This window comes from Elusimicrobiaceae bacterium (genome assembly GCA_017528825.1).
GTDB lineage: Bacteria > Elusimicrobiota > Elusimicrobia > Elusimicrobiales > Elusimicrobiaceae > Avelusimicrobium.
The window spans coordinates 169,935-185,881 of the sequence record JAFXOI010000001.1; the positions used below are offsets into that span (position 1 = coordinate 169,935).

General features: G+C 42.5%; 16 protein-coding genes and 1 tRNA gene. 7 read left to right on the top strand and 10 right to left on the bottom strand.

Translation table 11 applies throughout. The features are described from left to right. Positions 1-8 precede the first annotated feature (8 nt). Positions 9-572: a manganese efflux pump gene (locus IKN49_00795; GenBank protein MBR3631597.1), complete on the bottom strand. Its 564-nt coding sequence runs from the start codon at positions 570-572 to the stop codon at positions 9-11. Between the two features lie 217 nt (positions 573-789). Here IKN49_00795 and IKN49_00800 point away from each other — a divergent pair, with 217 nt between their 5' ends. After that, entirely contained in the window at positions 790-1,365 is a 576-nt protein-coding gene (locus tag IKN49_00800) for a hypothetical protein (GenBank protein MBR3631598.1), read from the top strand. Between the two features lie 147 nt (positions 1,366-1,512). Next, positions 1,513-1,589: transfer RNA gene (locus tag IKN49_00805), tRNA-His, on the top strand. Here IKN49_00805 and IKN49_00810 read toward each other — a convergent pair. The 6 genes from IKN49_00810 to IKN49_00835 all read right to left on the bottom strand — a co-directional run bounded on the left by IKN49_00810 (position 1,578) and on the right by IKN49_00835 (position 5,761). Further along, positions 1,578-3,116 (bottom strand): recombinase family protein, encoded by a 1,539-nt coding sequence (locus IKN49_00810; GenBank protein MBR3631599.1) that lies wholly within the window; start codon positions 3,114-3,116, stop codon positions 1,578-1,580. The two genes, IKN49_00805 and IKN49_00810, sit on opposite strands and share 12 nt — an antisense overlap. A gap of 1 nt (position 3,117) precedes the next feature. Then, positions 3,118-3,300, bottom strand: a complete 183-nt coding sequence (locus tag IKN49_00815; GenBank protein MBR3631600.1) for a helix-turn-helix transcriptional regulator — start codon at positions 3,298-3,300, stop codon at positions 3,118-3,120. A gap of 13 nt (positions 3,301-3,313) precedes the next feature. Beyond that, positions 3,314-4,402 (bottom strand): tyrosine-type recombinase/integrase, encoded by a 1,089-nt coding sequence (locus IKN49_00820; GenBank protein MBR3631601.1) that lies wholly within the window; start codon positions 4,400-4,402, stop codon positions 3,314-3,316. Positions 4,403-4,480: 78 nt separating this feature from the next. Beyond that, positions 4,481-4,936, bottom strand: a complete 456-nt coding sequence (locus tag IKN49_00825; GenBank protein MBR3631602.1) for a helix-turn-helix domain-containing protein — start codon at positions 4,934-4,936, stop codon at positions 4,481-4,483. Next, the gene (locus IKN49_00830; protein ID MBR3631603.1) at positions 4,929-5,117 is read right to left on the bottom strand and encodes a hypothetical protein; all 189 of its coding nucleotides are present in this window, start codon (positions 5,115-5,117) and stop codon (positions 4,929-4,931) included. The genes IKN49_00825 and IKN49_00830 overlap by 8 nt, the downstream gene beginning before the upstream one ends. Positions 5,118-5,446: 329 nt before the next feature. After that, entirely contained in the window at positions 5,447-5,761 is a 315-nt protein-coding gene (locus IKN49_00835) for a hypothetical protein (GenBank protein MBR3631604.1), read from the bottom strand. Positions 5,762-5,767: 6 nt separating this feature from the next. Between IKN49_00835 and IKN49_00840 the strand changes: the two genes are divergently transcribed. The 5 genes from IKN49_00840 (at position 5,768) to IKN49_00860 (ending at position 12,535) form a co-directional block, all read left to right on the top strand. Then, positions 5,768-6,424, top strand: coding sequence for a hypothetical protein (locus tag IKN49_00840; protein ID MBR3631605.1), 657 nt, complete (start codon positions 5,768-5,770; stop codon positions 6,422-6,424). Further along, entirely contained in the window at positions 6,421-7,971 is a 1,551-nt protein-coding gene (locus IKN49_00845) for an Eco57I restriction-modification methylase domain-containing protein (protein MBR3631606.1), read from the top strand. The genes IKN49_00840 and IKN49_00845 overlap by 4 nt, the downstream gene beginning before the upstream one ends. Before the next feature lie 9 nt (positions 7,972-7,980). Further along, positions 7,981-10,506, top strand: a complete 2,526-nt coding sequence (locus tag IKN49_00850; GenBank protein MBR3631607.1) for a GIY-YIG nuclease family protein — start codon at positions 7,981-7,983, stop codon at positions 10,504-10,506. 164 nt (positions 10,507-10,670) lie between these two features. Then, positions 10,671-11,945 carry an ATP-binding protein gene (locus IKN49_00855; protein ID MBR3631608.1) on the top strand — a complete coding sequence of 425 codons (1,275 nt, stop codon included), beginning with the start codon at positions 10,671-10,673 and terminating at the stop codon, positions 11,943-11,945. After that, entirely contained in the window at positions 11,942-12,535 is a 594-nt protein-coding gene (locus IKN49_00860) for a hypothetical protein (protein MBR3631609.1), read from the top strand. The genes IKN49_00855 and IKN49_00860 overlap by 4 nt, the downstream gene beginning before the upstream one ends. A gap of 125 nt (positions 12,536-12,660) precedes the next feature. Here IKN49_00860 and IKN49_00865 read toward each other — a convergent pair whose 3' ends face one another. The 3 genes from IKN49_00865 to IKN49_00875 all read right to left on the bottom strand — a co-directional run bounded on the left by IKN49_00865 (position 12,661) and on the right by IKN49_00875 (position 15,857). After that, entirely contained in the window at positions 12,661-14,271 is a 1,611-nt protein-coding gene (locus IKN49_00865) for a recombinase family protein (GenBank protein MBR3631610.1), read from the bottom strand. Between the two features lie 84 nt (positions 14,272-14,355). Further along, positions 14,356-15,645, bottom strand: a complete 1,290-nt coding sequence (locus IKN49_00870; protein MBR3631611.1) for a helix-turn-helix domain-containing protein — start codon at positions 15,643-15,645, stop codon at positions 14,356-14,358. Further along, on the bottom strand, positions 15,642-15,857 hold the full coding sequence (locus IKN49_00875) for a hypothetical protein (GenBank protein MBR3631612.1): 216 nt from the start codon (positions 15,855-15,857) through the stop codon (positions 15,642-15,644). The genes IKN49_00870 and IKN49_00875 overlap by 4 nt, the downstream gene beginning before the upstream one ends. Between the last annotated feature and the right edge of the window lie 90 nt (positions 15,858-15,947).

The window sequence follows — 15,947 nt, forward strand, 5'->3', positions numbered from 1 at the left end:
GATTTATATTACCAAATTCCAAGGCCGCTGAGCAGTATTTTTATGCCAAGTCCTATTAACACTACGCCTCCAAAGGCCTCCATATATTTCTCGAATTGACGACCTAATAGAGCTCCCATCAAAAAACCAAAAATACTGGTCAAAAACACACAAACAGACAGAGCTATAAGCGTACTTACATAAGAAATTTGCCCAAAGGCAGACGCTACTCCTACGCCCAAGGCATCAATGCTGGTAGCCAATGCTAGACCAATGCATTCAAAACCGGTCAAATTCACCCCCGGTATATGCTCTGCTGATGAGTGACTTTCCCATACCATTTTTCCGCCCACCCAACCTAGCAAGGTGAAAGATATCCAGTGATCAAAATGATGAATAATTCGGCCTAATTCGGCTCCTCCCCACCACCCCGCACTAAACATCACCACATGGGCAATGGCAAATAAAGCACTGATAAACAGAATTTTTCTAAATGAAAGGGCTCGATGCATTCCGGTGCCGCTTGCTAATGCAACAGCCAAATTATCCATAGATAAACCTAACGCCATGAGCCATATAGTCACGATATGCATATGTTTATCATAGCATTTCCGTTTTACTACTGCCAATCGTTATAAGCACTACAAATTTTGCTGTTCGTATAAAAATTGGCAATTAGGTCTTTAGACCTAAAAAAGAGTGGGGCTAAAAAACACTTGATATTGGGATTGTGTTTTTAAGATACTGTAAGTGTAGTAGATTAATCAGTTCGCTGAGCGCAAGCCACCAGCGGATCTCAAGGAGAAATATATGAAGAAATTAATGATGCTGGTATGTCTGTTAGGGCTGGCAACGATGGCATATGCTGAAAGTCCTGCTGTGGCAGTTCGTATTATGGACCCTAACTTTGGTAATCCTTCTCAACATTCATCCGCACCTTCCGTGCAGAAACAACAAGTCTCCTCTGGCACCAATATCTCGACCGTTGTCATCGCTGGGACAGTTGCAGTTATTAGTAAAATTGCACATCAATCCGAATTACAAGCTCAAGCAAATAATGAAGCTCAACAAGCTGAAGACAAATTGGACGAACTAATTAAATACAACGAAAATTTTAAAGTCGGGTTGCAAGTTATCAAAGCTAAGCATGCGAAACTTGTTGAAGTAATCAGCCATACCTCTAATAGAAAGCAAGTACTCAAAGAAGCCAATGTTGTACTGGAAGATTTGATACAAACCACGATGAAATTAAATTATCAGCCGCTCGTTGAAAAAGTAGTAGAAGCGTTGGATCACCCGTACTACTTCCCGTTGCGTAATCCCGACAAGTTAATTTCCCTTCCCAAACAAGCCAGATTAGCTTGCACGGTGCAAAAAACGAAATAATTCAGTGATTTGCATAAATTGAAATAAATATACAACAAAAAACCTGCTCAAAAGAGCGGGTTTTTGTAAAAAAGAAATTAGGTTTGTTAAATGCCGAATATTTGCCAATTAGCCTTTCAACTTGCTACAATATAGTACCGATTTATGGTGGATGTAGCTCAGCTGGTTAGAGCGCCGGTCTGTGGAACCGGAGGTCGCGGGTTCAAATCTCGTCATCCACCCCATATTAAACCCCTAGAACTTTTAAGTTCTGGGGATTTATTATGTAGTAGTTCCGTCGGAACTGCGCTTGTTTCCAAGCGCAATTCCTTTTCCTTTGCTTCGGCTATAAAGTTAAACGGCATCCGATACTGCGTTTGAATGTCGTTGTGCTCATCCAATACGAAGTTTTCCCCCAACATACGCACAATTTTGGCTTTGTCAAAATTATCCGCTTTCCGGAATAATGTACCTAAATTAGATACAATTTCCAGCGTTTCTTCGCTCTTCTGAACGATTGTGGCCGGATCTGTGCCTATAGCTTGAAGTGCTTGCTGAATACGAGCTATTTCCGCATTTATCTCCTGTTCCTTGCGGTTCCACATCTCTTGGCTGCCAGTACCTTCCAAACGCAAATCATACAGCTTGCTGAGCTTGGTTTCGGCATGTTTCAGTTCTGTTTCCAAGGTGGTTCTCTGGTGGTTTTTTACGGATTCGGCTTGCTTTGCCATCTCTGCAATACCTTCTTTCAACCAAGTAACAGTTTCAGCAGGTAACACAATTTTATCCACAACACTTTCAAACTTGGCTGCGAGGTCATCTTCCAATAAATAACCAGCGTGCTTATGCTGTCCTTTGGAAAAGCTGCATCGGTAGTAAGTGTATTTTCCTTTGGCTATTTGCCCCAGAATCGTACAATCACAATGTCCGCACCGAAGCAAACCCTTAAAAGCGAAGCTCTGTTTGGTTTTATACGGCCGATGATTGCCGGATAACTTAGCATTGGCCTGATCCCAAAGCGTTTTACTTACGAGCGGTGTATGGTTTCCCTGGTATCGTTTCTTTCCCCAATCAAATTCTCCGTAGTAGAACGGATTTTTGAGAATGCGGTACAAGGTACTTTTCCGGACTTTGGTGTTACGTGTCTTATGTCTAAGCCCCAACACAAACATCTGGTCTTCCAAAGCAATTAGGGAATACGCTCCACTGGCTACCTTCTCAAACATCATTTTGACAAGAGGAGCATTGACTGGATCAATTTCCACTTCACCTTCTTTATTTAAGTAACCCAACGGCGTATTAGAAGGGTAAATACCACTCTCGGCTTTCTCATCCATGCCCATTTTCGTTTTACGAGATATATCATTTGACATTTTTTTGGCCACAGCCACTTCAATGTCCAGCATGAACTCGTCGTCAGGGTTGGAATCCTTGTTGTACACCTTATTGGTACGGCTGAAATGAATGGTCTTGCCATATTCGTTTATCAGTTCCTTGATCTTGATCTTGTCAAAATCATTACGCGTCATCCGGTCTAAAATATCAAAGATCACGTGCTTAACTTCCGAATGTTTTTTGGCATAATCCAACATCTGAATGAACCTGCAACGTTTCTTTTTACCCCAGGCAGATTCTGATCCGCGCCAGGTACGAACTATTTCTAAATTATGTTTCTGGGCATACTCTTTACCGAGCTTTTCTTGGGCATCTAGCGAATAGCCATCTTCTTGGCCTTTGCTGGACACCCTTAAATACAATACGGCTTTCTCCATCTTAACTTTCCTTTGCGTTTAGCAGCTTCTCTATATGGTACTGCTGCATTTTGTTTGGCACGGTCTTATCGTTAAACCAACGATTAACTGTAACAAATGACACGCCTAACATTTCGGCTAGCTTGGCTTGTGAAATCCTTCTCTCTAATCTAAACTTTTCCAACTCATCTATAAGTGGCATCATATATCATATTATATCATTTATTATCTCCTTTTTTTAGTTGTTCTACAATAGAAGGAAGCAGTTGCGTAAGCTGTTCAATCACACTGACTTCCTTTTGTCGTCCGTCTATATTCTTCAAAACGGATATCAGTTCCGCTGGTTGGTAGTTACCATAAACGTTCAATGTAGTGGCCACTTCTTCATGACCAAAATTTTGGCTCACGGCCTTGATTTCTTTTCCATTCTGTGCTTTGCTTATAGCTAACTGAATGGCAAGGTGTCGGTACAAATGGGGATGAAAGTATTTTAATCCGGCTTCTTCGGCACGTTGCTTCACTACACGCTGGATGTTAGTTCCATCCTTCCAAAACACGGGTTCCACTTCTAGGGCATCTTGGAAGCTCAGATTGCCTTCTTCTTTGCGGTTCTTGGAGCGTGGAAACATCGGATCCGTACCTACAAAACCGCGCTTATACAAATAGGCCACCCAATCCAGCACATACTGCGCCATTTGTTCATCAAAGCGGAACATTTTGGAATAGATACGTTTGGTAAATTTGGTTTTTACACCGTCTTCCGGATTCTGATCCACCAGTAGGGTGTTTGCATCAAACGCTTTTAAGGATAAAGTGGCCACTGCTGAATCACGCATTCCTGTCAGGCACAGGAACGAAATCAGAGCACGATCCCGCTGATCCACTTCTGTAAGTGGCTGAATAGATTCCACCAGCTGCCTAACATCTTCCAAAGTCGGGATATGTTCTAGCTTTCCGGTTCTTAAAAGTTGCTTTTCTTTATGGGAAAGGTTTAAATAGTCCACCGCATCCCGCTGGATTTTGCTCTTATACCCAGGTTGCCATGAAAGCCACTCAAAGAACTGTTTCATCTGCTTGATGCAGTTTGCATGAGTTGTTTTGGCTAACTTTTGAGCTTGCAAATACACCTTGAAATCAATGGCCTTCTGGGCATTGAATGTTTTGTAATCAGCGTGTTTGGTAAAGGCGTCGTACCTGGCAAGTGCTCTGCGAGCTACTTTAATACTGTCATCACCCAAACCTTTGGAATGGGTTAGATAGGTTTCATATTTACGTTTCATTTGTTCGTTTATGCTATTGTAAGTCATGGTTTTTCTCCTGGTTTCTAATTTCATTATACTGACAGCATTTCACTAACGATCCATGCTGCACACTAATACTTAATGTCATATGGTATTCTCCTGTATTGTTTTTTGGTTTTCGGACTGATACTGCTTCATGATTTCCAACACTTCCGGTGTTTTAGTAGAACCGACACGGCTTATTTCGTTGCCACACGTTTCACATTTTCCTACAATTTGGAACTGCTGGTATTGGCCCATTTTCTTGTGGCTTGGTACGATCCGGACACAACCAGACACGCTTCGTTTGGGAGCATGGCAATGCATGCAAAAGAATTCATTCGGTTGTAGCGGTTGTTTCTGTGCCTTGCGTTGCTGAAACAAATACGTCTTCACTTCTTCCCCCTTAAACAGTAAAGGGAACGTGTCCGGCAACGCGGGCAGTCCATCTCTATGCCATGCTTGTACCGTACGCACATGTACCTTCAAAGTATCTGCTAACTCTTGGGAAGTATAAGTTTTGTCCTTCTTAATCAAATGTATAGGCACTTTCTTACGCATATTTTATCCTCAACTGACGTAACAACATTTCTAAACCGATCATATTTCTGGCAATCTGGGCACACTCTTCATCACTCAAATCTCTACCAGCAAGCGGCTGAAACAGCTGTCTTGTCTTATCTAAAAACTCTTCGCTGAATGAAGTTAAATTTTCAGCGGAGTACGTCTGATCTTTACTCATCTTGTATAGTAGGCAAAGGTTATAATTCATGTTTTGAAGGCCACTGACAGTATTTCAATGGCACAACACGGAACCTTCTACCTTCCTATAATCAACCTAAGTGTTCAAAAAAATCCCCCACCGTCGGAGAAATGTCCTTTTTTCAAAAACACCAAAGACCTGTTTTTGCGCCTTTTAAGGAGGTTGTAAGCATTTAACTGGTGTCTTGAACTGATTTTTACCCCTCTATATTCAATCCATCTGTTCTAAATGATTTTTTTGGCCTACAAAACACAACCAAACATGGGAATTTATACGCATCTGGGTACAGGTTTGCTAAAATGGAAGTATCACATTAAATTTGCAAAGGAGATAAAACAGAACAGCCCGAACTGGGCATAAACTTTTTTACTGTTTTTGGGATCCTGCTGGAAGAGTAGGATAGCTATTGGGAAACCAATATCTAAGCTCACCAAAACAGCCAATTTAAGCATAGACACTGAGAGCTGATCCCTTTCGGTGCTTATGCCGAAAATGCTTCTTGCCGTCTGCAAAGACGGCAAGGGGTTACGGCTGTTTATATCCGGGGCTGAGCTTAGACCTGGACGTAATACAGCCGTTTTTATATCCCCAAGCTGTCCGCTTTTCCTTTGGATTCCGCCCATATATTTATGACGGAACGAAAGGAACAACAAATCAAAAGCGAGAAACGCGTGGCCGACTTTGGCGAAGTGCTCACCGCACGCCGTGAAGTGGAAGCCATGCTGGACCTGGTCAAAAATGAATCGGAACGCATAGACAGCCGCTTCTTGGAGCCCGCATGCGGCACGGGGAACTTCCTTACTGCCATATTGGAACGCAAGCTCAAAACTTTACGGGCACGCTACCGCACTAAACGGGCCGACTTTGAAGCCCAACTGCTCTCCGCCTTAGGCAGCATCTACGGCATTGACTTATTAGAAGACAACGTCAAAGAATCCCGCCAACGCCTTTTTGATATGGCCGTACAGTGCTACAAAGATTCCCTGCGTAAGAAACCCGATGAAGCATTTCAAAACATCATCCGCTTTGTACTAAGTAAGAACATTCTGCAAGGTGATTCATTAAACGGAATAGACAAAATCACGTTCACCCAGTGGACACTGCTCGGCTACCGATTTAATAGGGAAGAGTACGCTTTCCAAGCATTAAACAATAAACCGGAAGACGGACTGGACTTGTTCGGCACGTCTTCCTTAAACGAAAAACAGCAACCCGTGTACATTCCGCAAGCTGTTAAACGTTACCCGCCTGTACATTACCGCAAATTATTGGAGGAAACTAAATGACGTTCTTAAAAGAATTGCACAAGCCGGACATTTTGGACTGCATTGCCCACTTGTCTTCCGACGAAGTATTCACACCACCCAAGCTGGTAAATGAAATGCTGGATATGCTTCCGCCCGAACTGTTCCGAAGTACGGAAACAAAGTTTTTGGATCCTGGTTGCAAATCCGGCGTGTTCCTGCGGGAAATTGCCAAACGCTTGATTGAAGGCGAAAAAGAACTCATTCCCGACCTGGAAAAGCGGATCCGGCACATCTTTACAAACCAATTGTACGGGCTGGCTATTACGGAGCTGACAGGGCTTTTGGCACGGCGTTCCACTTACTGTTCCAAGAAAGCAGATGGGGAATACTCCATTTGTACATTTAGCACACCGGACGGCAACATTGACTATACTCGCACGGAACACGTCTGGGAAAACGGCAAATGCACCTTATGCGGGGCCAGCCAAAGCCAGTACGACCGTGGCGACATTTTAGAAACCCACGCATACAGTTTTATTCACTGCGACGAAGAACACAACAAAACAGTTTTCAAGAGGTTAAAAGATATGAAATTTGACGTAATTATCGGCAATCCGCCGTATCAACTAAGTGATGGTGGAGCACAAGCAAGTGCCAGCCCGATTTATCAGTTATTTGTAGAACAAGCCAAACGACTAAACCCGCGGTATCTAACCATGATTATACCTTCCCGCTGGATGACTGGGGGCAAAGGATTGGATGCTTTCCGAAGCACGATGATTCATGATAAACATTTCAAAACATTACACGATTTTGCAGATTCAAATGAGTGTTTCAGAGGGGTAGATATTAAAGGTGGTGTGTGTTATTTCTTGTGGACACGCGATTCTGAACAAAAGTGCGACATTTACCGACATGATATAAACGGTGTTAGCCATTCAAAACGCTACTTGGTAGAAGAAGGAGATGACATTTTTATCCGGTGTAATCAACTTATTCCCATCAAAGATAAAGTCCAAGCCAAACAAGAAGAAAGTTTTATGAGTTTGGTATCAGCCATGAAACCTTATGGACTACGCGGAGATGTATTTGAACACCCAATCAAATATGACTTGCCAAAAATGGGGTGCAGAAGAATTAAAGACGGATACGAAGTTGTGGGATTATGCCACCTAAGACGAGAATCACGTTTTATTCCGCCCGATTATCCCATCCCACAACGTAATATGCTCCATGATTATAAAATTTTTATGACACGCAATTATGGATGTGGCGAGATAGGAGAAGTACCAGCCACGCCAGTCCTGGCCACGCCAGGAATGTTATGCACCGAAACATTCATTCAGATTGGGCCCTTCAAAACCCAAAAGGAAATGGAGAACTGTTTTAGTTATATTAAAACCAAATTCTTCCGTTGCATGGTAGGTATTAGAAAACAGGACCAAGGAGCTGGAAGGGCTGTTTATAAATATGTGCCAATGCAAGATTTTAGCGAACCGTGGACGGATGCCAAGTTATACAAAAAGTACGGACTGACGAAGGACGAAATCAACTTTATAGAGTCCATGATTAAGCCGATGGAATAGGAGAACCCCATGCCCGAATTATTGAACAGCCACAAGATTCCACAAATATATGTCTATACGGAACCGCAATATAAGACCGCCGACTGGGAAGGCAAACGCAATGGCCGTGGGTTCCTAAAAATTGGATTCACTACCGGCAATGTAGTGGACCGGATCCGACAACAATTCCCTACCCATAAACCCGTGGATAACCCCTTTGAAGTGCTATTGGAAGACGTTGCCATCCGCAAAGACGGCACGTTCTTTACTGATAAGGATGTGCACCGCATCCTGCGTAAAAACGGGGCAGAAGAACGCACCACGCAAGGCAAGCATACAGAATGGTTTGAATGTACGTTGGAAGAGGTGGAACAGGCCATCTTTGCCGTTAAAAACCACAAAACCACTATCACCGAACGCCGGATGGATTTTGCCATGCGGCCCGAACAAGCCCAAGCGGTCAAAGTTACTAGCGAATACTTCAAAAACTTTTCCTATGAGCGGGAACACAAAACACCGCACTTCCTGTGGAACGCCAAAATGCGGTTTGGCAAAACATTTACCGCGTACCAATTAGCCAAAGAGATGGGCTGGAAAAAGGTGCTGGTGCTTACATTTAAGCCAGCGGTGCAAAATTCGTGGGAATCGGATCTAGTCAGCCATGTGGATTTCAAGGACTGGCAATTCGTTTCCCGTACCGGAACACAATATAATGAAATAGATCCCAAGAAGCCGTTTGTGTGGTTTGCCAGCTTCCAAGACGTACTGCAAAAAACGGATGCGGGCGGTATTAAACCGCGTAATGAAGAGATTCACTGTATAAACTGGGATTGCATTATACTGGACGAATACCACTTTGGGGCCTGGCGTGAAAACGCAAAGGATCTGTACGATGCCGAAGACAAAGCAGAACAGAAAAAACAAGACGGCGACGGCTTGGAATACTACGATGAAGAGCAGATGCCACTAACCACCAGTGCTTATTTGTACCTGTCCGGCACGCCGTTCCGTGCGTTAAACAACGGTGAGTTTTTAGAAGACCAAATCTTCAACTGGACTTATACCGACGAACAACGCGAGAAAAACAACTGGGATCCCAAACAAGGAGAAAACCCGTACTTGGAGCTTCCCCAAATGGTGATGATGACCTACCAAATGCCGGAAGAAATACGTTCCATTGCCTTGCTGGGTGAGTATAACGAATTTGACCTGAACGAGTTTTTCAAAGCAAAAGAAGAAGGTTCCGTGTGTAAATTTGTGCACGAAGCAGAAGTGGCCGACTGGCTAAATTTGATCCGTGGTCAATACAAACCCACCACCTTAGATGAACTGAAAATCGGCAAGAAACCGCCGATGCCATATTCCGACGTGCGTTTGCTCAGTGCCCTAAGCCATACATTTTGGTTTTTGCCGTCCGTGGCCAGCTGCAAAGCAATGGGTACGTTACTAAGCAAGCATCCGGTTTATAAAGAATATAAGGTGATTGTCTGTGCCGGAAATGAAGCCGGAATGGGCGTGGATGCCCTGGAACCTGTCCGGCGTGCCATCGGCAAAGGGTTTGACACAAAAACGATCACGCTCTCCTGTGGGAAACTTACCACAGGTGTAACAGTGCCGGAATGGGGCGGGATTTTTATGCTGCGTAATACGTCCAGCCCAGAAACTTATTTTCAATCGGCCTTCCGTGTGCAATCTCCCTGGACGGTTAAAAATCCGGACGGAACGAACCCAAATGAAAAAGGTATTGTGAAAGATACCTGTTATGTGTTTGACTTCGCACCGGATCGGGCATTGAGCCAGATTGCCGAATACAGTGCACGCTTAAACGCAAACAGTAAGGAATCGCCGGAAAAGCGTGTGGAAGAGTTTATCAACTTCCTGCCCGTGCTCTGTTATGACGGCAGCACTATGGAACTAATCAACGCCAGCGAGCTGCTGGACTTGGTTATCTCCGGCACGGCATCTTCCATGCTGGCACGGCGTTGGCAAAGTGCCTTACTTGTAAATGTGGACAACCCGACCTTGCTCAAACTGATGGAAAACGACAAGGCCATGGATGCTTTATCTCGCATTGAAGGGTTCCGTAATTTGAATAAGGACATCACAACGCTAGTGAACAAGTCCGAAGCACTTAAAAAAGCTAAGCAAGAGAACAAAGAAGAACTTTCAAAGAAAGAAAAGAAGGAACTAACACAAGAAGAAAAAGAAATTAAATCCAAACGAAAAGAGATACAAGAAAAGCTACTCAAATTCGCAACTAGGATCCCCGTGTTTATGTATTTGACGGACTACCGCGAACAAACCTTGCAAGACGTAATCACCCAGCTGGAACCGGAACTCTTCCAGAAGGTAACGGGCTTAACAATACCGGACTTTGAACTGCTGGTCAATATAGGCATCTTTAACGAGCAGATCATGAACTCGGCCGTGTTTGCGTTCCGGCGTTATGAGGAAGCCAGCTTGTCCTATACTGGGCTGACCAAGCACCAAGAACTGCTGATTGGTGGTTTTAACACAAAGATAGAGCGTACGGAATGGGAAAACATGGGGATGTAAAACACGCCTATTCTTTCGCGATTAGCCACCAAACACATACCTGTTTGGTGGCTTTTTACTTAAATAAACAGAAAATACGTTTATATTGACTTTTTATTTGCTTTTATGCTATGCTATTAGTACAAAGATAAACAGAAAATATGTTTATTTAACGGAGGAGCTAAATGTTTAAGTCATTTAAGGTTGTGAATTTCAAATCAATTTTGGAAACAACAGTGCCGCTAACCTATATGGAAAAGAAGGCACCCAATGGCTATAAAGAAAAAGAAACGATTCCCTTTTTAGAAGCTGGAAGAGATAGAGTCGTACCGCTTTTGATGCTTTTCGGCGCAAACGCTTCGGGTAAAACAAACCTTGTTGCTGCGTTTTCTTGTTATCTTCATATATTGCGGGAAGGTATCAAAGGAAAATTTATTCCAAACAAACTAAACAAAAAATACAATACTACTACCTTTGAGTTGAATTTTATCTGGAAGGGAGCGGAGTACACACACTTTATTGAGTACGATCAAACACACATTATTAAAGAAAAATTTACCCGCCAAAAGAAGGTGCTGTTTGAAATACAAGGCCATAAATTCGTAACACAAACCATTGAAACAAAAGGATACGGGCTAACGGAATTTAACAATATTCTTTCCGTGGAATGTTCAGAAGGAGATATGCAAATCCACTCTTTCTTAACCAAACTAACCGGACGACTTCCAGGTCTTGATCAAAACATCTCTGGGGCATGTCAATACTTGATTATAGATACGCGAGTAATTACTCTTGGAAATACATTGCATCCTTCCATGATATTTGATGCGTTCAAAGGTTTGGGTATATCTTTTGACGAGGCCTTTGCCGAAATAACCCACATTCTCCAACTTCTGGATCTGACAATCACACGTTTAGAGCTGATTCAAGAAGAAAAAACGATTCCGTTTTTGCCACCAGTAACGGTAGCTCCCGCATCGTTTTATGTTGAAAAAGAATCGCACCAACTCAAACAGCGGTTAGATCGTATCATTTCGTTCCACAAGGACATTGAAGGAAAAGAAATCCCTTTTGAGTTTTTCCAAGAAGAATCGCAGGGAACAATCCGCTTATTTTCTATTATCGGCACCTTTATTTTAGCCATCAAAAGAGGCGGCGTCCTTATTTGGGATGAATTGGATGCTTCGTTGCACCCTTGTTTGTTAAAAGAATTATTACAGATGTTCAAATCCAAACGGTATAATACAATGAATGCCCAACTAATTACATCTTTACATGATCCCTACATATTGGAAGATGAAAATGTGCGGGTATCTGATATTGCGGTTATTAACAACACTGTTTCCAAAGGCACTACTCTCACCCGTGTTGTTGATTTTGACAATGCCAGAAACGATGTCAATTTTCGTAAGCAATACTTAGAAGGGCATTACAGAGGGATTCCAAACGCTTACTTATGACACAACAAATCAAAAATATCTATATTGTGGTTGAAGGTAGCTCAGAAAAATCTTTTTTTACCAAGCTGAACTCCTATTGTTCGCGCATGGATATTCCGGTGAGTTTCAAAATAGAAAATGCCGAAGGCCACACCTTGAAGAAAGTGTTGGATGCTGTCAAAAAGGCGGGTAAGAAAATTAAAAAGGACCTCGGCGGAGTATTAACAACAGATGTAATGGTATTTTTAGATTATGATGTTTTCAAACGTGGAGAGGACATAGCACCTTATAATGCCAGATTAAAACGCTTATACTTCTTTGAGTACAGCTTTGAAGATTTCCTCGTTTCTCTGTTACCCACCGAAGAAAGCCAAAAATGGAAACGGATATGTGAAGAACAAGGGCATTACCAAAGCCCAATGAATGCCACAGCTGTGGAATCACACATCAAAGCCATATTCCCTCATTACCGAAAAGGAGATTGCCCCCTGTACGAAATTACCGAAGAACATGTGCGAAGGATGCCCACGACTAATTTTCATGAAGATATTCAACACGCTGAGTTATTGCTACTCCGATATGTTCTTCCCCCTGTAACCCCTAAGCATTAAAATCCCCTGGGATTTAGCAGTTTTTGAGCAGTGCCAGCGTGCATAAGACATGTGTTTCTTGGCATTGAAAATCCGCCAAATTACCGATTTTTGAAAGCAAGTTGGCGGATTTTGTTATAATATACTCATAGTAGTCGGAGTTCGGATTTATAAACAGGGATGCTGTAAAGCCCAAATGCAAAGTAGTTATACATTTCGTGCAATAAAGTACCCCATACGCAATACTTAGACCCTTCGGCCACGAAACTGAAGGGTTTTTTCATTATAATTTCAATACTTTTTCCTTTCATTAAGAGGTTCGCAAATAAAAGGTTCAAAATCTTACGTTTCTGCAAATTCTGCGAACCTGCATAGAGTTCCGGCAAACGTGAAAGCAGGTTTACAGCACGTGCCAACGTCCACGCTACCTGTTTGGAAGGTTTCTGCTTACCGGACAGCTTAGCTTGCAGACTCTTTTCTTCCTCTGCCAGAGCTTGCAGCTTTTCATTAACTGTTTGACTGGGAAGAAGTCCTGCTGCTTCCTTCTGTATCCAGACTTCCTTCTCTTTGGCAATCTGGCCTAACCGCCGCTGTGCGTTAGCTAATTCTGTCTGTTGAGCTTTCTCCTGCGTGTTCAGTTTACCAATCAGCTGAGCCAGTACACCTTTCAGCAAAGCAGGTGGAACTTGAATTGCTTTGAGTGTTTCCATAACCGCTTTAGTAGCTACTTCTTCACGGATTTCCCCACAAGAACACTCCTTGTTATTTGCTTTGCCAGCACAGCGTAAATAAACGTAGTGGTGTTCTCCGTTGTTTGTTTTATTCTTCTTGTATCTGTGGTAACTGGAAATGTACGATTCACAATCAGCACATTTTATCATCCGTTTGAAAGTGAAAGGCAGTTTATCGTACCGGAGTGGTTGTTTATTAAAACCTTCACGTACCTGTTGACATTTGTCAAACAACTGTTTAGAGATGAGAGGACCGTAACTATGTGGTCTCAAAGCTCCCTTTACGTTCATTATGCCATAGTAAAACGGATTAGTAAGTGTTCGTTGCATACTGGCTGCATTAAATGGTACACCTCTACAGCTGATAAGTCCAGCCTTCTTAAAATCCCTAGATGCTTGCTCCAGTGAATAATTACCTGTAGCGTAATCTTGAAAAAACTTTTGAACCAGTGGTGCTGCTACTGGGTCAATGATGATTGTTTTCTTACCGTTCTGCTCTACGTTTTTATAACCGACCGGAGCTTTACATGGCCATTCGCCTTTCTCAATCTTGCGAGCTATTCCCTTTCGGGTATGGACCTTGATGGCATTGATGTAAGCCCGTGCACCCATTACGTTCACATCCCAGACAAGAGCATTATTGAAGTAGTTTTCCGAATTGATTACTAAATTAGATTGCACAAAGTGTAGTTCCATTTGGCTTGCTAAAATGAAAGGTTCACAAGCTACAGTTTCATTAAAACGACGTTGGAAACGGTCCACAGTGTGTGCAATTACAGCGGTACATCCCTTTTGCTGGGATACGAATTGTATCATCTTATTAAACTCTTTACGTGCTCCTTGGGTAGATGATTCCACAATTTGATATTCCTTTACAACCTGCAAGTTATTCTGTGTTGCGTATTTACGGCACATTTCAGTTTGAGCATCTAAAGAGTATCCATCCTCTTGACTCCGGCTTGATACTCTGGCTAAGATAACCGCTTTTGTGGCGGTCAGTTTAGTATTTTGATTGTTATTTGTCATTTTCTTTTCCTCACTATCTATAATTTACTATTATTTACTTTGATTTACAAGTATCTTGTATAACAACTATAATATATAAGACACTCACACTATTTTCTTACCACAAAATAGGGTAAATAAGTCCTCTTTTCTAAGACGATACTCATTGCCAATCTTAAAGTACCCAATCCGGCCTTCCTTTAACCATTTTTGCAGCGTTCGTTCGTTTACTTTAGCGTACTTTGCCGCATCCTTTACCGTTAGTAAACACTGATAAGTCAGTGGCTCTTTGTTCCTTAACAGTTTTTGACGCAACCCCCACGAATGTTTGCCTAACCACTTAAACTGTTTCAGCTCTGCATCTATCATCCGTAGCACGTCATATTCTGCCGGAAGTACCAGTGAAGGCACGTTCTTCTGCAATTTACCAAACAAAGCAGGCATCTTATCTTTTGGATACAAGGCACTCATCAATTTATAAGCAGCAGCATATCCCATAGAATTAACCACGCTACGAAGTCCGAGCAACTCTAAATCCCGTTCTAGCACACCCGTAACCGGTCCGGCTAACAATTGGTACTCCGGAGCGTAACACATAGGTGGTATAAATTGTACAGACTTATAAATAGTATCCCAGTAATCCGTGATAATCTCTTTTGCCTTTTGCTCACTGAATACATCTTGAAAGGTTAAGTCCGTACTTTTGAAGTGTCGCTTGAAGCTGGTTTTCTTGTTCAATCGGACTTCTATTCTCAGAATATTTTTTAGGTCAGGTCGTTTGAACAACCACTCCAACTTTGTATCTTTCCGGTGGTACTGGAGAACTTCTTGGCGCTTGTCGTAGAAACAAACTTCCCGTGTTTTGTTGTGAAACGAAAATTGCCTACCATTACGAAAAATAGTTTTCTGTACATCCATTCCCGCAATACACGGTTTGGCTGCTACTAAACGTGTCAACACTAATTCAACAGGCACACCATAACATATGATGTTTTTACCATAGTGGACTTTATTCACGGAAGCAGCACGGATTGCATTTATATCAACCTTGATTCCCATTGTCTGTAGCTTGGTTTGTAGCATCTGGCATACCGTGTTAAACTGGGCATCTGTTACCTCTAATAGATTGTTCCCGTAAATTAATTTTGGTACGGAAAAACGCACAAACAAGCAGTAGCAGGATTTGTATCCGGAGAAATTCCAGATTTCCACGTGTGGGTAATAGTCCTGTAGCCGCTTTTCTTGGCCACGCTTATTCCACTTGTGCCAGTTACTACCGGAAAAGCTTGCCACATCTATATTGCTAAATAAATCAGGTTGTTCTACTTCCCAAGCAATAGAACCATAAGAGCCATCTAAATACTTATCAATTTTCAAGGCAACAGTATCAATCATTGGACACCGCCTTGAAACGTAACATCTTCGTCCGGTAAGCCGTGAACGTCTTTGTGCGGCAGAGCTCGGTCTATTTCATCTAAGACCTTTAATAATTCTGACAGGTCATATTGAGCATCAAACGCTTCTTGTTCAGAAACAATGTGCCCGTAGAGCTCCTCTAAGGACTCTTTGAACGACTTTTCGTTATTTGAAGTACTATTTTGTTTCATAGTACTTCAGTTTCGCACGGCGAAAATAACGGAAAGCAATAGCAATATGGACCTATATGCTCAGACGTAGGCGAGGTGGGACAAACCCAG

Bases quoted from the DNA above. Each gene is read 5' to 3' on its own strand.
- IKN49_00865 (MBR3631610.1), bottom strand. From the start codon at position 14,271: ATGACAAATAACAATCAAAATACTAAACTGACCGCCACAAAAGCGGTT.
- IKN49_00870 (MBR3631611.1), bottom strand. From the start codon at position 15,645: ATGATTGATACTGTTGCCTTGAAAATTGATAAGTATTTAGATGGCTCT.
- IKN49_00820 (MBR3631601.1), bottom strand. From the start codon at position 4,402: ATGACTTACAATAGCATAAACGAACAAATGAAACGTAAATATGAAACC.
- IKN49_00825 (MBR3631602.1), bottom strand. From the start codon at position 4,936: ATGCGTAAGAAAGTGCCTATACATTTGATTAAGAAGGACAAAACTTAT.
- IKN49_00850 (MBR3631607.1), top strand. From the start codon at position 7,981: ATGCCCGAATTATTGAACAGCCACAAGATTCCACAAATATATGTCTAT.
- IKN49_00800 (MBR3631598.1), top strand. From the start codon at position 790: ATGAAGAAATTAATGATGCTGGTATGTCTGTTAGGGCTGGCAACGATG.
- IKN49_00830 (MBR3631603.1), bottom strand. From the start codon at position 5,117: ATGAGTAAAGATCAGACGTACTCCGCTGAAAATTTAACTTCATTCAGC.
- IKN49_00795 (MBR3631597.1), bottom strand. From the start codon at position 572: ATGCATATCGTGACTATATGGCTCATGGCGTTAGGTTTATCTATGGAT.
- IKN49_00855 (MBR3631608.1), top strand. From the start codon at position 10,671: ATGTTTAAGTCATTTAAGGTTGTGAATTTCAAATCAATTTTGGAAACA.
- IKN49_00815 (MBR3631600.1), bottom strand. From the start codon at position 3,300: ATGATGCCACTTATAGATGAGTTGGAAAAGTTTAGATTAGAGAGAAGG.
- IKN49_00810 (MBR3631599.1), bottom strand. From the start codon at position 3,116: ATGGAGAAAGCCGTATTGTATTTAAGGGTGTCCAGCAAAGGCCAAGAA.
- IKN49_00835 (MBR3631604.1), bottom strand. From the start codon at position 5,761: ATGGGCGGAATCCAAAGGAAAAGCGGACAGCTTGGGGATATAAAAACG.
- IKN49_00845 (MBR3631606.1), top strand. From the start codon at position 6,421: ATGACGTTCTTAAAAGAATTGCACAAGCCGGACATTTTGGACTGCATT.
- IKN49_00840 (MBR3631605.1), top strand. From the start codon at position 5,768: ATGACGGAACGAAAGGAACAACAAATCAAAAGCGAGAAACGCGTGGCC.
- IKN49_00860 (MBR3631609.1), top strand. From the start codon at position 11,942: ATGACACAACAAATCAAAAATATCTATATTGTGGTTGAAGGTAGCTCA.
- IKN49_00875 (MBR3631612.1), bottom strand. From the start codon at position 15,857: ATGAAACAAAATAGTACTTCAAATAACGAAAAGTCGTTCAAAGAGTCC.